This is a genomic window from Pseudomonas sp. NPDC087358 (genome assembly GCF_044900785.1).
Lineage (GTDB): Bacteria > Pseudomonadota > Gammaproteobacteria > Pseudomonadales > Pseudomonadaceae > Aquipseudomonas.
Genome location: NZ_JBJDOA010000006.1, coordinates 271,490 through 288,579, shown reverse-complemented (window position 1 = coordinate 288,579; position 17,090 = coordinate 271,490). Strand labels below are relative to the sequence as shown.

General features: G+C 59.9%; 14 protein-coding genes and 1 pseudogene. 3 read left to right on the top strand and 12 right to left on the bottom strand.

Annotated elements, in window-relative coordinates; all coding sequences use genetic code 11:
• The first annotated feature begins 187 nt into the window (after positions 1 to 187).
• On the top strand, positions 188 to 1,213 hold the full coding sequence (locus ACI2KS_RS16500; RefSeq protein WP_404622040.1) for a DUF1338 domain-containing protein: 1,026 nt from the start codon (positions 188 to 190) through the stop codon (positions 1,211 to 1,213).
• 120 nt (positions 1,214 to 1,333) lie between these two features.
• Here ACI2KS_RS16500 and azu read toward each other — a convergent pair whose 3' ends face one another.
• Entirely contained in the window at positions 1,334 to 1,780 is a 447-nt protein-coding gene (gene azu / locus ACI2KS_RS16495; protein ID WP_404622038.1) for an azurin, read from the bottom strand.
• Between the two features lie 419 nt (positions 1,781 to 2,199).
• Between azu and ACI2KS_RS16490 the strand changes: the two genes are divergently transcribed.
• On the top strand, positions 2,200 to 2,391 hold the full coding sequence (locus ACI2KS_RS16490; RefSeq protein WP_404622036.1) for a hypothetical protein: 192 nt from the start codon (positions 2,200 to 2,202) through the stop codon (positions 2,389 to 2,391).
• A 127-nt stretch (positions 2,392 to 2,518) separates the two neighbouring features.
• Here ACI2KS_RS16490 and ACI2KS_RS16485 read toward each other — a convergent pair whose 3' ends face one another.
• The 5 genes from ACI2KS_RS16485 to ACI2KS_RS16465 form a co-directional block, all read right to left on the bottom strand.
• The gene (locus ACI2KS_RS16485) at positions 2,519 to 3,415 is read right to left on the bottom strand and encodes a transglutaminase N-terminal domain-containing protein (RefSeq protein WP_404622034.1); all 897 of its coding nucleotides are present in this window, start codon (positions 3,413 to 3,415) and stop codon (positions 2,519 to 2,521) included.
• Positions 3,415 to 5,916, bottom strand: a complete 2,502-nt coding sequence (locus ACI2KS_RS16480) for a circularly permuted type 2 ATP-grasp protein (protein ID WP_404622032.1) — start codon at positions 5,914 to 5,916, stop codon at positions 3,415 to 3,417. Before ACI2KS_RS16480 ends, ACI2KS_RS16485 begins: the two co-directional genes overlap by 1 nt.
• 141 nt (positions 5,917 to 6,057) lie before the next feature.
• The gene (locus ACI2KS_RS16475; protein ID WP_404622030.1) at positions 6,058 to 9,351 is read right to left on the bottom strand and encodes a DUF2126 domain-containing protein; all 3,294 of its coding nucleotides are present in this window, start codon (positions 9,349 to 9,351) and stop codon (positions 6,058 to 6,060) included.
• A gap of 170 nt (positions 9,352 to 9,521) precedes the next feature.
• Positions 9,522 to 10,037 carry a hypothetical protein gene (locus ACI2KS_RS16470; RefSeq protein ID WP_404622028.1) on the bottom strand — a complete coding sequence of 172 codons (516 nt, stop codon included), beginning with the start codon at positions 10,035 to 10,037 and terminating at the stop codon, positions 9,522 to 9,524.
• Entirely contained in the window at positions 10,037 to 10,456 is a 420-nt protein-coding gene (locus ACI2KS_RS16465) for a hypothetical protein (RefSeq protein ID WP_404622026.1), read from the bottom strand. Before ACI2KS_RS16465 ends, ACI2KS_RS16470 begins: the two co-directional genes overlap by 1 nt.
• Before the next feature lie 188 nt (positions 10,457 to 10,644).
• On the opposite strand from ACI2KS_RS16465, the gene ACI2KS_RS16460 reads away from it, so the two are divergent.
• Positions 10,645 to 11,133 (top strand): Hcp family type VI secretion system effector, encoded by a 489-nt coding sequence (locus tag ACI2KS_RS16460; protein ID WP_404622024.1) that lies wholly within the window; start codon positions 10,645 to 10,647, stop codon positions 11,131 to 11,133.
• Between the two features lie 50 nt (positions 11,134 to 11,183).
• Here ACI2KS_RS16460 and ACI2KS_RS16455 read toward each other — a convergent pair whose 3' ends face one another.
• From ACI2KS_RS16455 to ACI2KS_RS16430, 6 genes and pseudogenes are all read right to left on the bottom strand, one after another.
• The gene (locus ACI2KS_RS16455; protein ID WP_404622023.1) at positions 11,184 to 13,487 is read right to left on the bottom strand and encodes a YgiQ family radical SAM protein; all 2,304 of its coding nucleotides are present in this window, start codon (positions 13,485 to 13,487) and stop codon (positions 11,184 to 11,186) included.
• Between the two features lie 190 nt (positions 13,488 to 13,677).
• On the bottom strand, positions 13,678 to 15,075 hold the full coding sequence (gene dnaB, locus ACI2KS_RS16450; protein WP_404622021.1) for a replicative DNA helicase: 1,398 nt from the start codon (positions 15,073 to 15,075) through the stop codon (positions 13,678 to 13,680).
• Positions 15,076 to 15,223: 148 nt separating this feature from the next.
• Positions 15,224 to 15,670 carry a 50S ribosomal protein L9 gene (rplI, locus tag ACI2KS_RS16445; RefSeq protein WP_404622019.1) on the bottom strand — a complete coding sequence of 149 codons (447 nt, stop codon included), beginning with the start codon at positions 15,668 to 15,670 and terminating at the stop codon, positions 15,224 to 15,226.
• A 20-nt stretch (positions 15,671 to 15,690) separates the two neighbouring features.
• Positions 15,691 to 16,587, bottom strand: a complete 897-nt coding sequence (locus ACI2KS_RS16440; RefSeq protein WP_404622017.1) for a hypothetical protein — start codon at positions 16,585 to 16,587, stop codon at positions 15,691 to 15,693.
• Positions 16,588 to 16,629: 42 nt separating this feature from the next.
• Positions 16,630 to 16,860: a 30S ribosomal protein S18 gene (gene rpsR, locus ACI2KS_RS16435; protein WP_037015707.1), complete on the bottom strand. Its 231-nt coding sequence runs from the start codon at positions 16,858 to 16,860 to the stop codon at positions 16,630 to 16,632.
• 28 nt (positions 16,861 to 16,888) lie between these two features.
• Positions 16,889 to 17,090 (bottom strand): annotated as a pseudogene (locus ACI2KS_RS16430) (30S ribosomal protein S6); the annotation flags it as partial.

The window sequence follows — 17,090 nt, the reverse complement described above, 5'->3', positions numbered from 1 at the left end:
GAGCTTGCTCGTGGCGTGGCTGTCAGACACAGTTATGCGCCTGAGTAATTGCTTGCGAGCAAGCTCACCCCTACAGACGCGCGTCGTCATTCAAAAAAGGAATGAACCTGCCGTTTTTTTTCGCTTGCTGGCGTCTCGCATCAGGGCTTAGATAACGACCTGACTTTCTCGCTCAGAGCCGCTACCCATGACCGCTTTCCAAGGCCTGTTCTCTCTTGTCGCCTCCACCGTCGGCCAGCCTGCTGCCGACTGGCTGGAACAACGTGTCGAAGTCCCGCAAACACTGCACAACTTCGCCTGGACCGAGGGCGCGGTGCACCGCGTCTGGCTCGCCGAGGCATTGAACCTGTGCCTGTTCCACAAGCTGGTGGAGGCGGTACCGGACGGCCTGCGCTATGTCGACGAGCAGTTCGCTAGCGGGCGCAAGGTGATGTTCGATCATGGCGCGCTCCGTACTGTCGACTGGCCCGAGAACGGCGAGCTGCCGCGCGGCCGCCAGGCGTTTTCGCGCCTGCTGGAACCGCTGGGGTTCACCGACGTGCGCACTTATCCACTGACCCGACTGAACATGACCGGCTGGGGTTATCGGCAGATGGACCTGCCGGAGGAGATTGCGCAGTTCTTTGTCTCCGAATTGCATCCAGGTCGGCTCAGTGAAGCGTTTCAGAACGCGGTGAGCAACGTCGTCGGCTCCAACCGTGACCCACTAAGCAGCGCAGACCTGAGCACCCTCAAGTGCCTGCAAAACACGCGTCATTGCAGTCTTGCGCAGGCCACTGCGCTGTTGCCGGGTTTGTATCGGGCCTTCGGTCGTCAGCATGGCGTGGTGCGCGAGGCCGACTACCGCCAACTGCTGAGCGAAAGTGCGGAGATGGCCTGGATCGCCACCGAAGGCAACAGCTTCAACCATCTCACCGATCGTGTCGTCGATCTGGAGGCTACCGTTGAGGCGCAGACCCGCCTGGGACGACCGATGAAAGACAGCATTGAAGTTTCAGGATCAGGGCGAGTCATGCAGACGGCCTACAAGGCCTGTACCGTGAGCCGCGATCTGCTGGATGCCGAAGGAGTGCTCAAGGCGCATCAGGTGCCGGGGTCGTTCGTCGAATTCATTCAGCGCAGGATTGACCCGGAAAACGCCAGGATTGACCTGAATTTCGACAGCAGCAATGCGCAGGGTATTTTCAAGATGACCGATTCGAAGCGAGCGTAACCAGCGCAGAACCTGTGGCCTTCGGCCAGAAACAGATACTGAATGACTACAGAGCCTGGAGCCCTCAGGCTTGCTGGCGGCAGCACCTCAAGGATGCTGCCGCCAGTCATGACTGCACGCTTACTTGAGCGTTACAGTGCCTTTCATCATGCTGATGTGGCCCGGGAACGAGCAGAAGAAACCATATTTCTCTGCCGGGTCCAGCTTGGACACGTCTATCTTCAGCGAATCCGTCTCGCCCGCGCCGATGATCTTGGTGTGCGCAATGATGCGCGCATCGCCCTCTTTCAGGTATTGCTTGTCAATCCCGCCGGCCATGCCGTCAGTGGCGATCGGCTGCATGTCAGCTTCTTTGCTGATCACCAGGTTATGGCCCATGACATTTTTCGGCAGGCTGCCGGAGTGCTTGAGATTGACGGTGAATTCCTTGCAGCTTTTGTCGATTTCGATGGCCTTGGTGCTGAAGGTCATCTGATCGGTCGAGTCGACATCGACCGAACATTCAGCCGCCAACAAATGGCCGCTGGCAAGGGTCAGCAGGGATGCAGCAACAAGCTTGCGAATCATGATGAGTCTCCTGAATGGGGTTGCTCTTTGTTTTTTTGTATACAAAGACTGCCCTAACTTTAAACAATTTTTCAACCATTATTATGAAACATGTCTGGATGGCCTCTATCAGAGCCATCGAGACAATCAAACAGCGGACGATACTGTGTCCTCCTAAGATGGCCTTGTCACTCATCAATCAGGACGATTTTCATGCAACTCAATAGCCTTTTCCGCAGCCTGCTCGCCGCTTATGCCTGCGGCGCCAGCGGCAATTACGACAGAACCCGCCAAGACTATAGCGATTATCGGCGCCCGGCCCGCTGCGCCTGATGACGGAAAATGTCGCCCTGCCGATCACGCGAAGATGATCACGCCGTGTATGCGCTGGCGTTCTCAGGCAGAATGGTCGTACTTAACGACTGCCTCGAGGACTGCCCATGGCCAAACCCAACTATTCCTTCGCTAAACGTCAACGCGATCTGGCAAAAGAGCAGAAGAAAGAGGAAAAGGCGCAGCGTAAACAGGCCGAGAAGGCTGGAACGCTGGCTGAAGATGGCGAGACCGTAGAAGGCGAAACTGCAGAAGGCGAAACCGCTGAAGGTTCTACCGACGAAAAGCCAGCTGAGTAAGGAGGATCGTGAAACCCTGCAGCAGTGAGCTTGCTCGCGATCGATGGCTGCCGCGCTCAAGCTTCATCGGATGCGCCGGCCTCTCGCGAGCAAGCTCACTCCTGCAGGAACCTGACTGCCGCTTTCCCTACCCCGCTACTGGCATCACCGTCACGCTCACTTCCGGATCGTGACTGCCGCCGCCGAGAATCACCCCACGCAGCGGTGACACGTCCGAAAAATCCCGTCCCCAGGCCAGACTGATGTGCTCCAGCGCAGGCTGGATATTGTTGGTCGGGTCGAAATCCACCCAGCCCAACACCGGGCAGAACACCGACACCCAGGCGTGGGATGCATCGGCGCCAATCAGGCGCGGCTGGCCGGGTGGCGGCTGAGTCAACAGATAACCGCTGACATAACGCGCCGCCAATCCGCGTGAACGCAGGCATGCCAGCATAAGATGGGCAAAGTCCTGACAGACGCCTCGTCGAGTTTCCAGGACCTCCACCAGTGGCGTCGCGACCTGAGTCGCCTCGCCGTCAAAGGTGAACTCGTCGAAAATCTTTTCCATCAGCGCCTGCGCACACAGCAGCATCGGACGCCCGGCAGGAAAACAACTGGCCGAAAAGTCGACGAACGACTGCTTCAGATGCACGTAAGGTGATTCAAAACGATAGCGACAGGCCTCGAGGATGTCCGGCGACATCTTCGACGCGCTGTAGGTCAAGGTACTGCGGGCGCGGTCCCAGGAAGCCGACTGCTGGAAATCCAGCACAGGCCGCTGGAGCACTTCGACGCGCAGACGTGCATTGACCTGCAACTCATCGTGGGGCCGCTCGAATGCCAGCCGGGTCAACGGATTGCCAAACACGTCCAGCTCGTCACGGCGCATGGTCGGCGTCGGGCTGATCAGCAGGTGCTGTTCCAGGCAGCGTTGCCAGGGGCTACGGCGCGGCCACAGATGTGCCAGCTGCTGGGCCAGCGACACCGGGCTGTCGTACTTGTAATGGGTATCGTGAAGAATCTGGTAATGAGCGCTGTTCATCAGACGGACACCGTGCGCTGGCTGACATCATCGACATGGGCGAAATGGCGCAGTGCCAGGCGGTCGGAAACCTGACTGCTGGTCTCGCCAATGCTTTGCAGCAGATCCGCCAGACCGTGCAGCGCCGCCTTGACGCTGCTTTCGCCGAACAGCCCGTTCTCCAGGCAACCCAGGTCGAACATCGCCAGACGCTGGATCAGCGGCGCCAGGCTGTTGTCCTGCGGCACACCGAAGTCGTCATTCAGGCGTTTCAACGAGCGCGCCACCAATTTGAGCTGGAACAACACCGCGTGCGGGTTCTGCTCATCGAGCAGGAGCAGGTCCAGGACCGGAATCAATTGCGGCAGCGCCAGGTAGCGGGAGCGATAGGTGATGCTGCTGTTGCCCAGTTCCAGCAGCCAGTCCAGGGCGTCCTGGTCGAACACCGCCTCGCTGCGCAGGAACGCGGCCAGACTGGTGCTCAGAAACTGCAAACGCTCGATGCGCCGACCGATCATCAGAAAGCGCCAGCCCTCATCGCGCGTCATGTCGTCCAGGGCAAAGCCGGAGAGCGCCGCCAGCGACATCACCAGACGGTTGAGAAAATCCAGAAGCTCGCCGAAATCGGGCTCATCGGTGTCCAGAGTGGTGGCCTCGCGCTGCAACTCCACCAACGCCTGCCAGTTCTCCCGGGACAACTTGCCACGTACCTGCGAGGCGGCCCACTGCAAGCGTTGCAGGTTGGAGCGCAGGCTGAACGGCCAGTCGTCACCGAGCAACGCCGCCAGCAGCCGCTCGTGCAGTTCGCTGCCCTCTTCTTCATCTTCGCGGGGCAGCAGACTCAAGCGCTCGCCCAGCTCCACGGCCGCCTGCAAGGCCTGCGGGTCGTCGCCGTCAACATAACGCGTCAGCATGATCCTCAGCAGCCGCGCACTGTCGTCGCAACGCTCGCAGTAACGACCGAACCAGAACAGGTTTTCCACCACGCGCGACGGCAGATACGGGTCGCGGCGAATCAGGTCATGCACGCCCAGCGAGCGGCGGCCTTTCCACGGCTCGCTGCCAAGGGTGCGCTCACCCATCACCCAGGTGTCCTTGCTGGCTCCACCACGCTGCATCGACACCACATCGGCATCGGCGTCAGCGGCGACCCGGGTCAGGCCACCTGGCAGTACGCGATAGCCCTCGGCGGTCGCGACGGCGTAGACCCGCATGCCGATGGCGCGGGGCTGCAACTGGTCGTCCTCGCCCTGCCAGATCGGCGCGTGAGACAGCTGCGCCAGCTCCTGAGCGACATACGCATAAGGCCTGGCCTGCATGCGAGTGGCGAGGGCCTGGCGCTGCTCCTGGTTGAGGTCGCGGCCAAACACCGGCGCGAAACTCTGCGAGGGAAATGCCGGCTTGATCAGCAGCTCGGACATCTTCTCCAGCGCCTGGGCCAGCACCGGCGGCTCGCCGCACCACCAGGTCGCCACCGATGGCAGGATCAGCTCTTCGCCAAACAGGTGCTCGTTGATTTTCGGCAAGAAGCCCAGCAAGCCGGGAGACTCCAGTACGCCGCTGCCCAACGCATTGGCCACCAGCACGCGACCCTGACGCACAGCTTCCAGCAGGCCCGGTACGCCGAGTGCCGAATCGGTGCGCAGTTCCAGAGGATCGCAGAAGTCATCGTCCAGACGACGCATGATGGCGTGAACACGGCGCAACCCGCTGAGGGTCTTGAGGTAGACCGTGGCATCGCGCACCGTCAGGTCGCTACCTTCCACCAGCGGATAGCCGAGCTGACCGGCGAGGTAGAGGTGCTCGAAATAGCTTTCGTTGAAACGCCCGGGCGTGAGCAATACCACCAACGGCACTTCATTGCTGCTCGGCGCCTGACGCGTCAGGGTTTCCTGCAACGAGCGGAAAAAGCCCGACAGGTGCTGGACTTCCAGATCGCGGTACAGCTCGGGGAAGGCGCGCGAGACGATCAAGCGGTTTTCCAGCGCATAGCCGGCCCCCGACGGCGCCTGGGTGCGGTCTGCCGTGACCCACCAGCGGCCGTCGGGGGTGCGCGCAAGATCCACCGCATACACGTGCAGGAACGTGCCTTCCGGAGGCGTCACGCCCTGACACGGCCAGAGAAAATTGTTGTGACCAAATACCAGCTCTGCCGGCAGCAGACCTTCGGCGATCAGTTTCTGCGGGCCGTAGAGGTCGGCCAGCACTGCGTTGAGCAGACGCGCACGCTGAGCGATGCCCGCAGCCAGTTGCTGCCATTCCTCGACCGGAATCAGATGCGGCAACAGATCCAGCTCCCACGGCCGGTCGGCGCCCTTGGGGTCGGCATAAACGTTGTAAGTGACGCCGTTTTCCTGAATCTGCCTGGCCAGCAGCGCCTGACGCTGGATCAACTGCGCCGGCGTACTGCGTTGCAGATGCTCGTACAGACGCAGCCAATGTGGCCGGACAGCGCCGCTGGCGTCGAGCATCTCGTGATAGGTACCCGCGCAAAGCGAATATTGGTCAAGCAGGTCGGGCATGGAAGGCTCGGCAAACAACTAAATGGCTCGAATTAGCAGGGATCAGATTAGCGCAGACAATGTGACACGCGAGGCACGCTTCCCTGCGGCCCCTACCAAGCCAGATTGCCTGACGCGAAGGTCAGGCAATGTGCTGTGCCGTTACCGATGCAGACGCATATCCAGCGTCATCGGCATTTCGTCGTTGATGGTCAGTGCAGGGACAGCCAGTTTGCCGGGGCTGTGGCCGACGCGGAAAAACCGCGACAGGCGCCGGCTTTCGGCTTCGTTGGCGTTCACCGGCAGGGTTTCGTAGTTGCGACCACCAGGATGGGCGACATGATACTCGCAGCCGCCCAGCGAGCGCTGCATCCATGTGTCGAGGATGTCGAAAACCAGCGGCGCATGAACCGGGATGGTCGGCTGCAAGGCGTTGGACGGCTGCCAGGCGCGATAACGCACGCCGGCGACGAACTCACCGATGCGCCCGGTCGGCTGCAGCGGCACCGGGACACCGTTGCACGTGAGCAGATACCGTTGCGGCGGCAAGCCTGTCACCTTCAACTGCAAGCGCTCCAGCGACGAATCGACGTAGCGAACCGCCCCGCCCGCTGCGCCCTCCTCGCCCAGTACATGCCATGGCTCCAGCGCTTGTCGCAGCTCCAGTTCGATGCCGCTGACCGCGTAATCGCCCACTTTCGGGAAACGGAACTCCAGATGCGCGGCGAACCATTCGGCGCGCACCGGATAACCCGCCGCGTTGAGCTCGACAATGACGTCGGCGAAATCCTGCTCGATGAAATGCGGCAGCATGAAGCGGTCGTGCAGCTCAGTGCCCCAGCGCGCCAGCTTGGCCGGTGCGTAGGGTTCACGCCAGAATCTGGCGACCAGCGCCCGCAACAGCAACTGCTGGGCCAGGCTCATGCGCGCATGGGGCGGCATTTCGAACGCGCGCAACTCCAGCAGACCCAGGCGGCCGGTCGCGCCATCGGGCGAGTACAGCTTGTCGATGCAGAACTCGGCACGGTGCGTATTGCCCGTGACGTCGATCAGCAAGTTGCGCAGCAGCCGGTCGACCAGCCATGGCGAACAGGCTTCGCCGGGCTCGGGCATCTGCGAAAAAGCGATTTCCAGCTCGTACAACGAATCGTTGCGCGCCTCATCGACACGCGGCGCCTGCGAGGTCGGCCCGATGAACAGGCCGGAAAACAGGTACGACAGCGACGGGTGGTTATGCCAGTAACTGAGCAGACTGCGCAGCAGATCAGGCCGACGCAGGAACGGAGAATCGGCGGGTGTCGCCCCGCCGAGCACGAAGTGGTTGCCGCCACCGGTGCCGGTGTGGCGCCCGTCGATCATGAATTTCTCGGTGGTCAGTCGGGTCAGGCGTGCCTGTTCGTAGAGGAACTCGGTGCGCTCGACCAATTCGTCCCAACTGGACGACGGCTGCACATTGACCTCGATCACCCCGGGGTCAGGGGTAATCCGGAAATTGGCCAGACGCGGATCGCTTGGCGGTTCATACCCTTCCAGCAACACCGGGCAGTGCAGCTCTTGTGCGGTCGACTCGATGGCGGCCACCAGTTCAAGGTACGCCTCGAGCCCCGGCAGCGGAGGCATGAACAGATACAGCCGTCCGCCCCGCACCTCGGCACCCAAGGCCGTGCGGGTCAGCCAGTCGGCCGACTCGTCGATGGCCGGCGCGCGCTCGGCGTCGGGATTCTGCTGCTCGGTCAACCCCTCAAGCCGAGTCTGCACGGCATCTCGATCCGGCAGGTCGGGAAAGTCCTGGTTATGGTCGGTCGGATGAATATAGGGATACTCGGCCGCCTTCACCCACGGCTGCGAGGCCAGCGGCAAGCGGTAGCCCAACGGCGAATCGCCCGGAACCAGACGGCAATGTTCGTCGCGCAGGTACCAGCGTCCACTTTGCCAACGATCATCGGCGGCCGTGCGCGCCAGCGGCAGGACGTGCCCGATCACCTTGTCCAGGCCCTGCGAAAACACTTTGCTCAGCCGCGCCCGCTCCAGCTCGTCGCCCAGGCGTGAGTCTTGGGCGGTGACGTTTTTGGGCAGCGCGCCCTCACGCCACAGGTAGTAAAAGTTGTCCTCGTAGGCGGGAAAGACGTAACGGGCCGGCAACTTCAGGCGCTCGGCGACGCTGCGCAGGAAGCGTCCGGCCGTCTCGCTGGTGGTGCCGTAATCTTCGCTTTCATCGGCAATCAGCGCGTTATTGCGCCATACCGGCTGGCCATCGCGACGCCAGAAGCAATTGAGCGACCAGCGCGGCAGTTGCTCGCCGGGGTACCACTTGCCCTGACCGAAATGGACGAACCCTTGCGGCGCGTAGTGTTTGCGCATGCGCTGGAACAGCTCGGCCGAGAGAATGCGTTTCTCGGGGCCCAGCGCTGCGGTGTTCCACTCATCGCCGTCACGATCATCGATGGATACGAATGTCGGCTCGCCGCCCATGGTCAGGCGCACGTCATCGGCGATGAGGTCGCTGTCGATTTGCCGGCCCAGCGCCTGGATCTCCAGCCACTGCGCTTCGGTGTAAGGCTTGGTAACCCGCGGCGCCTCCCATATCCGCTCCACCGACATTTCATGGGTGAACCGGGTTTCGCATGGCTCCACGAGGCCACTGATGGGCGCCGCCGAGGACGGTTCTGGGCTACATGCCAGCGGAATGTGCCCTTCGCCTGCGAACAATCCGGAGGTCGCATCGAGCCCGACCCAGCCCGCACCCGGCAGATACACCTCGCACCAGGCGTGCAGGTCAGTGAAGTCGACGTCAGTGCCAGACGGGCCGTCGAGTGCCTCGACATCGGCCTTGAGCTGGATCAGGTAGCCGGAGACAAACCGGGCTGCCAGGCCAAGATGACGTAACAGTTGCACCAATAGCCAGGCAGAGTCTCGGCAGGAGCCGGACGCGTTCTCGAGGGTGAACTCGGGCGTCTGGATACCCGGCTCCATGCGGATCAGGTAACCGATATCGTTGGCCAGGCGCTGATTGAGGTTGACCAGGAAGTCGATGGCCGGCACCGGCGTGCGGTCGATGCTGTCCAGATAGGCCTGAAACCTGGGGGTCAGCGGCAGCTTTTCCAGGTAGGGCTGCAGTTCGTGATGCTCTTCCCTGGCGTAGATGAAGGGAATCTTTTCGGCGTACGGCTCAAGGAAAAAGTCGAACGGGTTGAACACCGCCATCTCGGCGACCAGATCGACTTCGATGCGCAACTCATCGGTCTTTTCCGGAAACACGAGACGCGCCAGGTAGTTACCCTGCGGGTCCTGTTGCCAGTTGATGAAATGATTTTCAGGCGCGACCTTCAGCGAGTAGGACAACACGCGCGTGCGGCTATGAGCCGCAGGACGCAAGCGCACAATCTGCGGACCCAGTTCTACCGCTCGTTCGTAGCGGTAATGCGTGACGTGGTGCAAGGCAATGTGAATCGACACGGCGTGCCTCCTGCGAGCCTGGACGGTAGCGTAACCGCGCAAGACTTATGCCATCCAGGCAAGTCCGGCGGTTTCGGCGTTGATGATGCTCGCTCAGCTAAGCACAGCACCAAAATCGCGCCAGCTTCGGCGGATGGTGCAAGGGTCGCACGGAAATGAGGCGGGAGGGGTTATTTGCGCTTCAATTGCCGTGCCTTCAAGCGTCGCGCACGATAGGCCTCACGTTTTTTTTCGAGCTGGCGTTGATCCTTCAAGGCTTTTTTAATTGCCTCGCGCTCATGCCGCTGCCGGACGAGGATCTGCCGCATTTCAACGTGGCGGTCGGTGCTCAGCAAAAAAAGTCCGAACAGAGAAAAAAACACGCCAAGCACCACCCACCACCGCTCAGAGCGGAATTCGATGCACAGCAAGCAAAATAATAAACAGAACAATAAGAGAGCAACCGTCCCCCACATCCAGGCAGGACGCCCGCGAACAACCATGAAATTGAAGTGAGTCAAAAGCGCAGAGTAGGCCAGTACAAACTCTACGAACCACTGTGTACTGATTGAGATCGGTATATCGCGAAATACATAAATGACGCCCAGCCCGGCGACCATCCCGCCCGCAACCAAGGCTGAAAAGATCACGCCCATAAAGACTGGGAAGTAACGGCGACGAAATTGATAGTACTCAATAAAATCCATTACTGATTACTCTCCTGATACACGCCGATTGCAATGGCATATAAGTTCCCAGACATGCTACTGCCAGTAATGGCCAGCCCCGCACCGAGCATGTCTTTGATCTGGGTTATCACAGCATGGTTTACCATCTGCGACTCACGCGGGTTCGTTTCCAATTCCCTGACAAACTCCTGCGCGCCCATATACCTAGGCGCCTCCCGCAAAATCACTCGCTTAACAGCCACGCTGCAGATCGGCTGAAACTCCCCCAGCGTCACGACATTGAAATCGCTGTCGATGTAAACGACACCGGCGCCAACGATGGCCGGATCAGCATCGATGACGCCCAACAGCTGCCTGAGATCAATAGCGTTTTCAATGCGATCCCTCGCCTGACTTCGCGCGACTGAAAAACCATCCCGCAGTGATAGCCCACCCATTCCCTTTTCCCATTGTTTGGCTGATAGCGGGCGAGATTAGGCAGTCAATGACCCTGACGCTGTAGGAAAACTTTCTTTGTTTCGTATGAACGGTCCCGATCTACGTCCAACGTATTGCGATCAACCTGCCGGTGAGAAAAGGTGCGCATCGACAATTCGTCGACCACGGTTTTTTTCAGGGAGTGCTCATGGCAATCGATATGTTTTTGAAGCTGGGCGACGTCAAGGGTGAGTCCAGGGACAGCGTTCACAAGGATGAGATCGACATCCAATCGATCCAGTGGGGCATGTCGCAGGCCGGTTCCATGCATCAGGGCGGTGGCGGTGGAGCAGGCAAGGTGACCATGCAGAACCTCAGCCTTCGCAAGTCGCTGGACAAGTCTTCGCCCAACCTGATGATGGCCTGCTCAAGCGGCAAGCATTACCCGGAGGCGACGCTTACGGTACGCAAGGCCGGCGGCAGCAGCCCGGTGGAATACATGATCATCACGCTCAAGGAAGTGATGGTGGCGTCCTATGACACCACTGCCGGCAGCAGCGATGAGGTCCTGACCGAGCACGTCGCGCTGAATTTCGGCAAAGTCGAGATCAGCTATCAGCCTCAGTTGGCCGACGGGAGCAAGGACGGCGGGCCGGTCAAGTACGGCTGGAACATCCGCGAAAACGTGAAGATCTAAAACGCAAAACGCCAGCTCGAAAGCTGGCGTTTTGCTTACAGCAAGATCAATCAGCGCGGAAAGACGGGCTGGCGGGTCGGTTTCTTGTCGCCTTTGCCACCCTTGGCGGCATCCGCCCGTTCCTTGGCAGCCTGCTTGTTACGCGCAGCGGCGGCGGCCTTGGCCTCCTCGCGCTTGTCCCAAGGCTTGCTGCCGTCACTGCCACGTTGCGGCAGGCCGGTGTGCTGGGTCAGGATCTTCGTCGTCTTGGCGACCTTGTGGCTGCCGGCGGGCGTCGAGTTCTTGCGGCGCGCGCTCTGGTAGCTGTCGGTCTCCGGTTGATGCAACGGGATCAGCTGGTTCTTGCCCGAACCGATGAGGTCGGAGCGGCCCATGCGTTCCAGGGCTTCACGCAGCATCGGCCAACCCTTCGGGTCGTGGTAACGCAGGAACGCCTTGTGCAACCGGCGCTGCTCTTCGCTCTTGACGATGGTGACCGAGTCGCTTTTGTAGGTGACCTTGCGCAGCGGATTCTTGCCGGAATGGTACATGGCGGTCGCGCTGGCCATCGGCGAGGGGTAGAACGCCTGCACCTGGTCGGCGCGGAAACCGTTGCCCTTGAGCCACAGCGCCAGGTTCATCATGTCTTCATCGGTGGTGCCCGGGTGAGCGGCGATGAAGTAAGGAATCAGGTACTGCTCCTTGCCCGCCTCTTTCGAATACTTCTCGAACATGCGCTTGAACTTGTCATAGCTGCCGATGCCCGGTTTCATCATCTGATTGAGCGGGCCTTCCTCGGTGTGCTCCGGGGCGATCTTCAGATAGCCACCGACGTGGTGGGTCACCAGCTCCTTGACGTATTCCGGCGACTCGACTGCCAGGTCGTAACGCAGACCGGAGGCGATCAGGATCTTCTTCACACCCGGCAACTCACGGGCGCTGCGGTACAGCTGGATCAGCGCCGAGTGGTCGGTGTTCAGGTTCGGACAGATGCCAGGGAACACGCAGGACGGCTTGCGGCACGCGGATTCGATTTCCGGGGTCTTGCAGGCGATGCGATACATGTTCGCAGTCGGGCCTCCGAGGTCGGAAATGACACCGGTGAAGCCGGGCACCTTGTCGCGGATCTCTTCGATTTCGCGGATGATCGAGTCGTGCGAACGGTTCTGGATGATCCGCCCTTCATGCTCGGTGATCGAGCAGAAGGTGCAACCGCCGAAACAGCCACGCATGATGTTTACCGAAAAACGGATCATGTCGTAGGCGGGGATTTTTTCCTTGCCGTACACAGGATGCGGGACACGTGCGTAGGGCATGCCGAACACGTAGTCCATTTCTTCGGTGGTCATCGGAATGGGCGGCGGGTTGAACCATACGTCGACCTCGCCATGCTTCTGCACCAGCGCACGGGCATTACCGGGGTTGGTCTCCAGGTGCAGCACACGGTTGGCGTGGGCATACAGCACCGCGTCGCCACGGACCTTTTCCATCGACGGCAGACGAATGACCGTCTTGTCACGGGTCATGCGCGGGCTCGCCAGGATCTGCACGACCTTGGCTTCGTTTGCGTCTTCAACCGGACCCTTTTCCTGCTCGATGGCGCAGGCCTGGGTGTCCTGGGTGTTGACGTACGGGTTGATGATCTTGTCGACCTTGCCCGGACGGTCAATACGCGTGGAATCGACTTCGTACCAACCTTCAGGCGTATCACGACGGATGAACGCGGTGCCGCGCACATCGGTGATGTCTTCGATCTTGTGACCGTAGGACAGGCGATTGGCGACCTCGACGATGGCCCGCTCGGCGTTGCCGTACAGCAGGATATCGGCGCAAGCGTCGATCAGGATCGAGTTGCGAACCTTGTCCTGCCAGTAGTCGTAGTGAGCGATGCGGCGCAACGAAGCCTCGATGCCACCCAGTACGATCGGGACATCCTTGTAGGCCTCTTTGCAGCGCTGGCTGTACACCAGACTGGCGCGGTCGGGACGTTTGCCCGCCATGCCGCCTGGGGTGTAGGCGTCGTCGGAACGGATCTTCTTGTCCGCGGTGTAGCGGTTGATCATCGAGTCCATGTTGCCGGCAGCGACGCCGAAAAACAGGTTCGGCTGGCCAAGCTTCATGAAGTCGTCTTTGGACTTCCAGTCCGGCTGGGCAATGATCCCGACGCGAAAGCCTTGCGACTCCAGCAGCCGGCCGATGATCGCCATGCCAAACGAGGGGTGATCGACGTAGGCATCGCCGGTGACGATGATGATGTCGCAGGAATCCCAGCCGAGCTGATCCATTTCTTCCCGACTCATCGGCAGGAAAGGCGCTGGCCCGAAACATTCGGCCCAGTACTTCGGATAGTCAAATAACGGCTTGGCTGCTTGCATGTCAGAACCTACGTGTTTGCACGTTGGAAAAATCGCGGGCGCGGAATATAGCACAAATTTTGATCAAGTCCGACAACGACAGTCGGATTTGTTGTTGGCATGAGATCGTTACTTTGATGCCCTTCGGCCCTGCTCGCGAGCAAGCTGGCGATACGTCTGAAGGGCATCAATGTAGCGATATCAAGGGAACCTACTCATCATCATCAAAGTTGTAACTACCCGGAGCCAGGTTCTCGAAACGTGTGTATTTGCCGATGAACGCCAGTCGGATGAAGCCAATCGGGCCGTTACGCTGCTTGCCGATGATGATTTCGGCAATGCCCTTGTGTTCGGTTTCCGGGTGATACACCTCATCACGGTAGACGAACATGATGACGTCGGCGTCCTGCTCGATTGCTCCGGATTCCCGCAAGTCGGAGTTCACCGGGCGCTTGTTCGGGCGTTGTTCCAGGGAGCGGTTGAGCTGTGACAACGCCACCACCGGACACTGGAATTCCTTGGCCAGCGCTTTGAGGGAGCGGGAGATTTCAGAAATCTCGTTGGTCCGGTTATCGCCGCTGGAGCCGGGAATCTGCATCAGCTGCAGGTAGTCGATCATGATCAGCCCGACTTCACCGTGCTCGCGCACCAGACGACGGGTGCGTGCACGCATCTCCGACGGGCTGATCCCCGCGGTATCGTCGATGAACAGCTTACGGTCGTTGAGCAGGTTGACCGCCGAGGTCAACCGCGGCCAATCGTCGTCGTCCAGCTGGCCGGAACGCACCTTGGTCTGGTCGATCCGACCCAGCGACGACAACATACGCATGATCAGCGATTCGCCTGGCATTTCCAGCGAAAAAACCAATACCGCTTTTTCGCTTCGCAGTACCGCGTTTTCCACCAGGTTCATGGCGAAAGTGGTCTTACCCATCGACGGACGCCCGGCGACGATGATCAGGTCCGACGGCTGCAGGCCGCTGGTCTTTTCGTCCAGATCGGTGTAACCGGTAGACAGGCCCGTGATGCCCTCGCCCAGGTTGAACAGCGTATCGATACGATCGATGGCCTTGGTCAGCAGGTCGTTGACGCTGACCGGACCGCCGGTCTTGGGCCGTGCTTCGGCGATCTGGAAAATCTGCCGCTCGGCCTCGTCGAGAATCTCCTCGGCGGTGCGCCCTTCAGGATTGAATGCGCTGTCGGCGATTTCGTTACTGATGCCGATCAGTTGGCGCAGGGTCGCGCGCTGACGGACGATCTGGGCGTAGGCCTTGATGTTGGCGACCGACGGAATGTTCTTTGCCAGTTCCGAGAGATAACCAAGACCGCCGACCTGAGAGGTCTGCCCTTCCTTGTCCAGCTGCTCGGCGAGGGTTACCACGTCAATTGGCAGGTTCTGATCGGCCAGTTTGGCAATGGCACGGAAAATCAGGCGATGGTCATGACGATAGAAATCACCGTCCGAGACCTGATCCAGCACGCGTTCCCAGGCGTTGTTGTCCAGCATCAGACCACCGAGCACAGCCTGTTCGGCCTCGATGGAATGCGGCGGCACCTTCAGGGCAGCGGTTTGCAGATCATATTGCTCGGGAGCGGAGATGTCGTTCATGGCCACACAAAATCAGGGATTTGAAACAGGATACTCAGAAATGACAAAGGGCACGACCTGCGAACAGGATCGTGCCCAATGCCGACCGGCTGACGAGCGAGTCACCAACCGGTCAGACGCCGGCACCGAAGCGCCGGAATCGAACTGCTTAAGCAGCCACCACAACAACGCGAACGGTTGCTTCAACATCGCTGTGCAGGTGCACGGCTACGTCGTATTCGCCAACGTTACGGATGGTGCCGTTCGGCAGACGAACTTCAGCTTTGGCAACTTCAACGCCAGAGGCGGTCAGTGCATCAGCGATGTCGTGAGTACCGATCGAACCGAACAGCTTGCCTTCATCACCAGCAGTGGCAGTGATAGTCACTTCCAGCTCAGCCAGTTGAGCAGCGCGACTTTCAGCAGAAGCTTTCTTGTCGGCAGCGGCTTTTTCCAGCTCAGCGCGACGCTCTTCAAACGCGGCCAGGTTGGCAGCGGTTGCAGCGGTGGCTTTGCCGAAAGGCAGCAGGAAGTTACGGCCGTAACCAGCCTTAACGTTTACTTTATCGCCCAGGTTGCCCAGGTTGGCGATTTTTTCCAGCAGGATGAGTTCCATTTGGTAATAACCTCTTAACTTTAACCTTCACCGTTCGCAGAACCGTTATCGGCATCTTTCGACGCCAGACGGCCGCGAAAATCAATCAGGCTGTCGACAATGGCAAACACCACCAGCAACGGATAGATCAGCTGCATGAACAGCAACAACGTGACGTACAACCCCACCAGCCAGAATCGCGTCAGGCGCCTTGCGGCAACCAGACCGTGAATCAGGGCCAGCCCCGCGAACATGAGCGGCACGCTGCACAACGGTGTCAACATCGCCAGTTGCGGACCGAAATTCGGCGCTACCAACATGCACACCAGCAGCACCAGCATCGGTGCCCGCGGGAGTCTCAAGCTGCGAAATTCGCGCCCGAAACCGCCCGGGTTATACAACAACGCCTGCCAGTAACGCCCAAGGATCAGGCATACCACGCTGACGATCTGCAACAACGCTGCTATCAGGCCGTTAAGGACCGGTGTAATCAGTGCTCCCAGACGCGCTCGCTCTTCTACCGACATCTGCTGGTAGACATCACCGAAAACGTGAGGCAGGAGTTTTTGCAACTCCCCCGCCATGGCTTCGATGGGTTCGCGGAAAACCGCTCCCAGAATCACTGCATACAACAATCCTGCCGCTACGCTGACCAGCAGCACGCGGACCCAGGACTCGCTGGCGCGCAACAAGGCCGCCAACCCCCATGAACCCAGCAACACCATAAGGGTGCGAGGTTCACCGAAATACCACCAGACCAAGGCCGGTAGCAGAGCCCAGGCGAGGACGCCAACGGCATCGCTCAACCCGCGTCGCAGGAGCACCAGGCAACCTGCGGCAGCACTCAACCAGAACAACAGCGGCAACGCCGCACATCCAACCACTACGAGAGTGGCCTGCACGCGGCCGCGCATGATGAAGTCAGCCATGGCGCGCATGCGATCTATCCCTTACTGCGTTTTTGTCGACTAAACCTGGTCTCAGCGGCCGTGGCTGTCGGTGTAGGCCAGCAGGGCCAGGAAGCGGGCGCGCTTGATAGCGGTAGCCAGCTGACGCTGATAACGAGCTTTGGTACCGGTAATGCGGCTAGGAACGATCTTGCCGGTTTCGGATACGTAGGCTTTCAGGGTGTTGAGATCCTTGTAATCGATCTCCTTCACATTTTCAGCTGTGAAGCGGCAGAATTTACGACGACGGAAGAAACGTGCCATGTAATGGGCTCCTCAAAAGGTCCGTGGATTACTCGTCAGCGTTATCGCTGTTGTCGCTGTCATCACCGTCAACGCCTTCGGCGTCGGAGTGCTCAGGACGGTCGCGACGCTCACGGCGCTCACTGCGGTTTTCTTCAGCCTTGAGCATCTCGGACTGGCCAGTAACGGCTTCCTCGCGACGGATGACAAGGTTACGGATCACGGCATCGTTGTAACGGAAGTTGTCTTCC

Coding starts and splice junctions, on each gene's coding strand:
- ACI2KS_RS16500 (WP_404622040.1), top strand. CDS start 188: ATGACCGCTTTCCAAGGCCTGTTCTCTCTTGTCGCCTCCACCGTCGGC.
- azu (WP_404622038.1), bottom strand. CDS start 1,780: ATGATTCGCAAGCTTGTTGCTGCATCCCTGCTGACCCTTGCCAGCGGC.
- ACI2KS_RS16490 (WP_404622036.1), top strand. CDS start 2,200: ATGGCCAAACCCAACTATTCCTTCGCTAAACGTCAACGCGATCTGGCA.
- ACI2KS_RS16485 (WP_404622034.1), bottom strand. CDS start 3,415: ATGAACAGCGCTCATTACCAGATTCTTCACGATACCCATTACAAGTAC.
- ACI2KS_RS16480 (WP_404622032.1), bottom strand. CDS start 5,916: ATGCCCGACCTGCTTGACCAATATTCGCTTTGCGCGGGTACCTATCAC.
- ACI2KS_RS16470 (WP_404622028.1), bottom strand. CDS start 10,037: ATGGATTTTATTGAGTACTATCAATTTCGTCGCCGTTACTTCCCAGTC.
- ACI2KS_RS16465 (WP_404622026.1), bottom strand. CDS start 10,456: ATGGGTGGGCTATCACTGCGGGATGGTTTTTCAGTCGCGCGAAGTCAG.
- ACI2KS_RS16460 (WP_404622024.1), top strand. CDS start 10,645: ATGGCAATCGATATGTTTTTGAAGCTGGGCGACGTCAAGGGTGAGTCC.
- ACI2KS_RS16455 (WP_404622023.1), bottom strand. CDS start 13,487: ATGCAAGCAGCCAAGCCGTTATTTGACTATCCGAAGTACTGGGCCGAA.
- dnaB (WP_404622021.1), bottom strand. CDS start 15,075: ATGAACGACATCTCCGCTCCCGAGCAATATGATCTGCAAACCGCTGCC.
- rplI (WP_404622019.1), bottom strand. CDS start 15,670: ATGGAACTCATCCTGCTGGAAAAAATCGCCAACCTGGGCAACCTGGGC.
- ACI2KS_RS16440 (WP_404622017.1), bottom strand. CDS start 16,587: ATGCGCGCCATGGCTGACTTCATCATGCGCGGCCGCGTGCAGGCCACT.
- rpsR (WP_037015707.1), bottom strand. CDS start 16,860: ATGGCACGTTTCTTCCGTCGTCGTAAATTCTGCCGCTTCACAGCTGAA.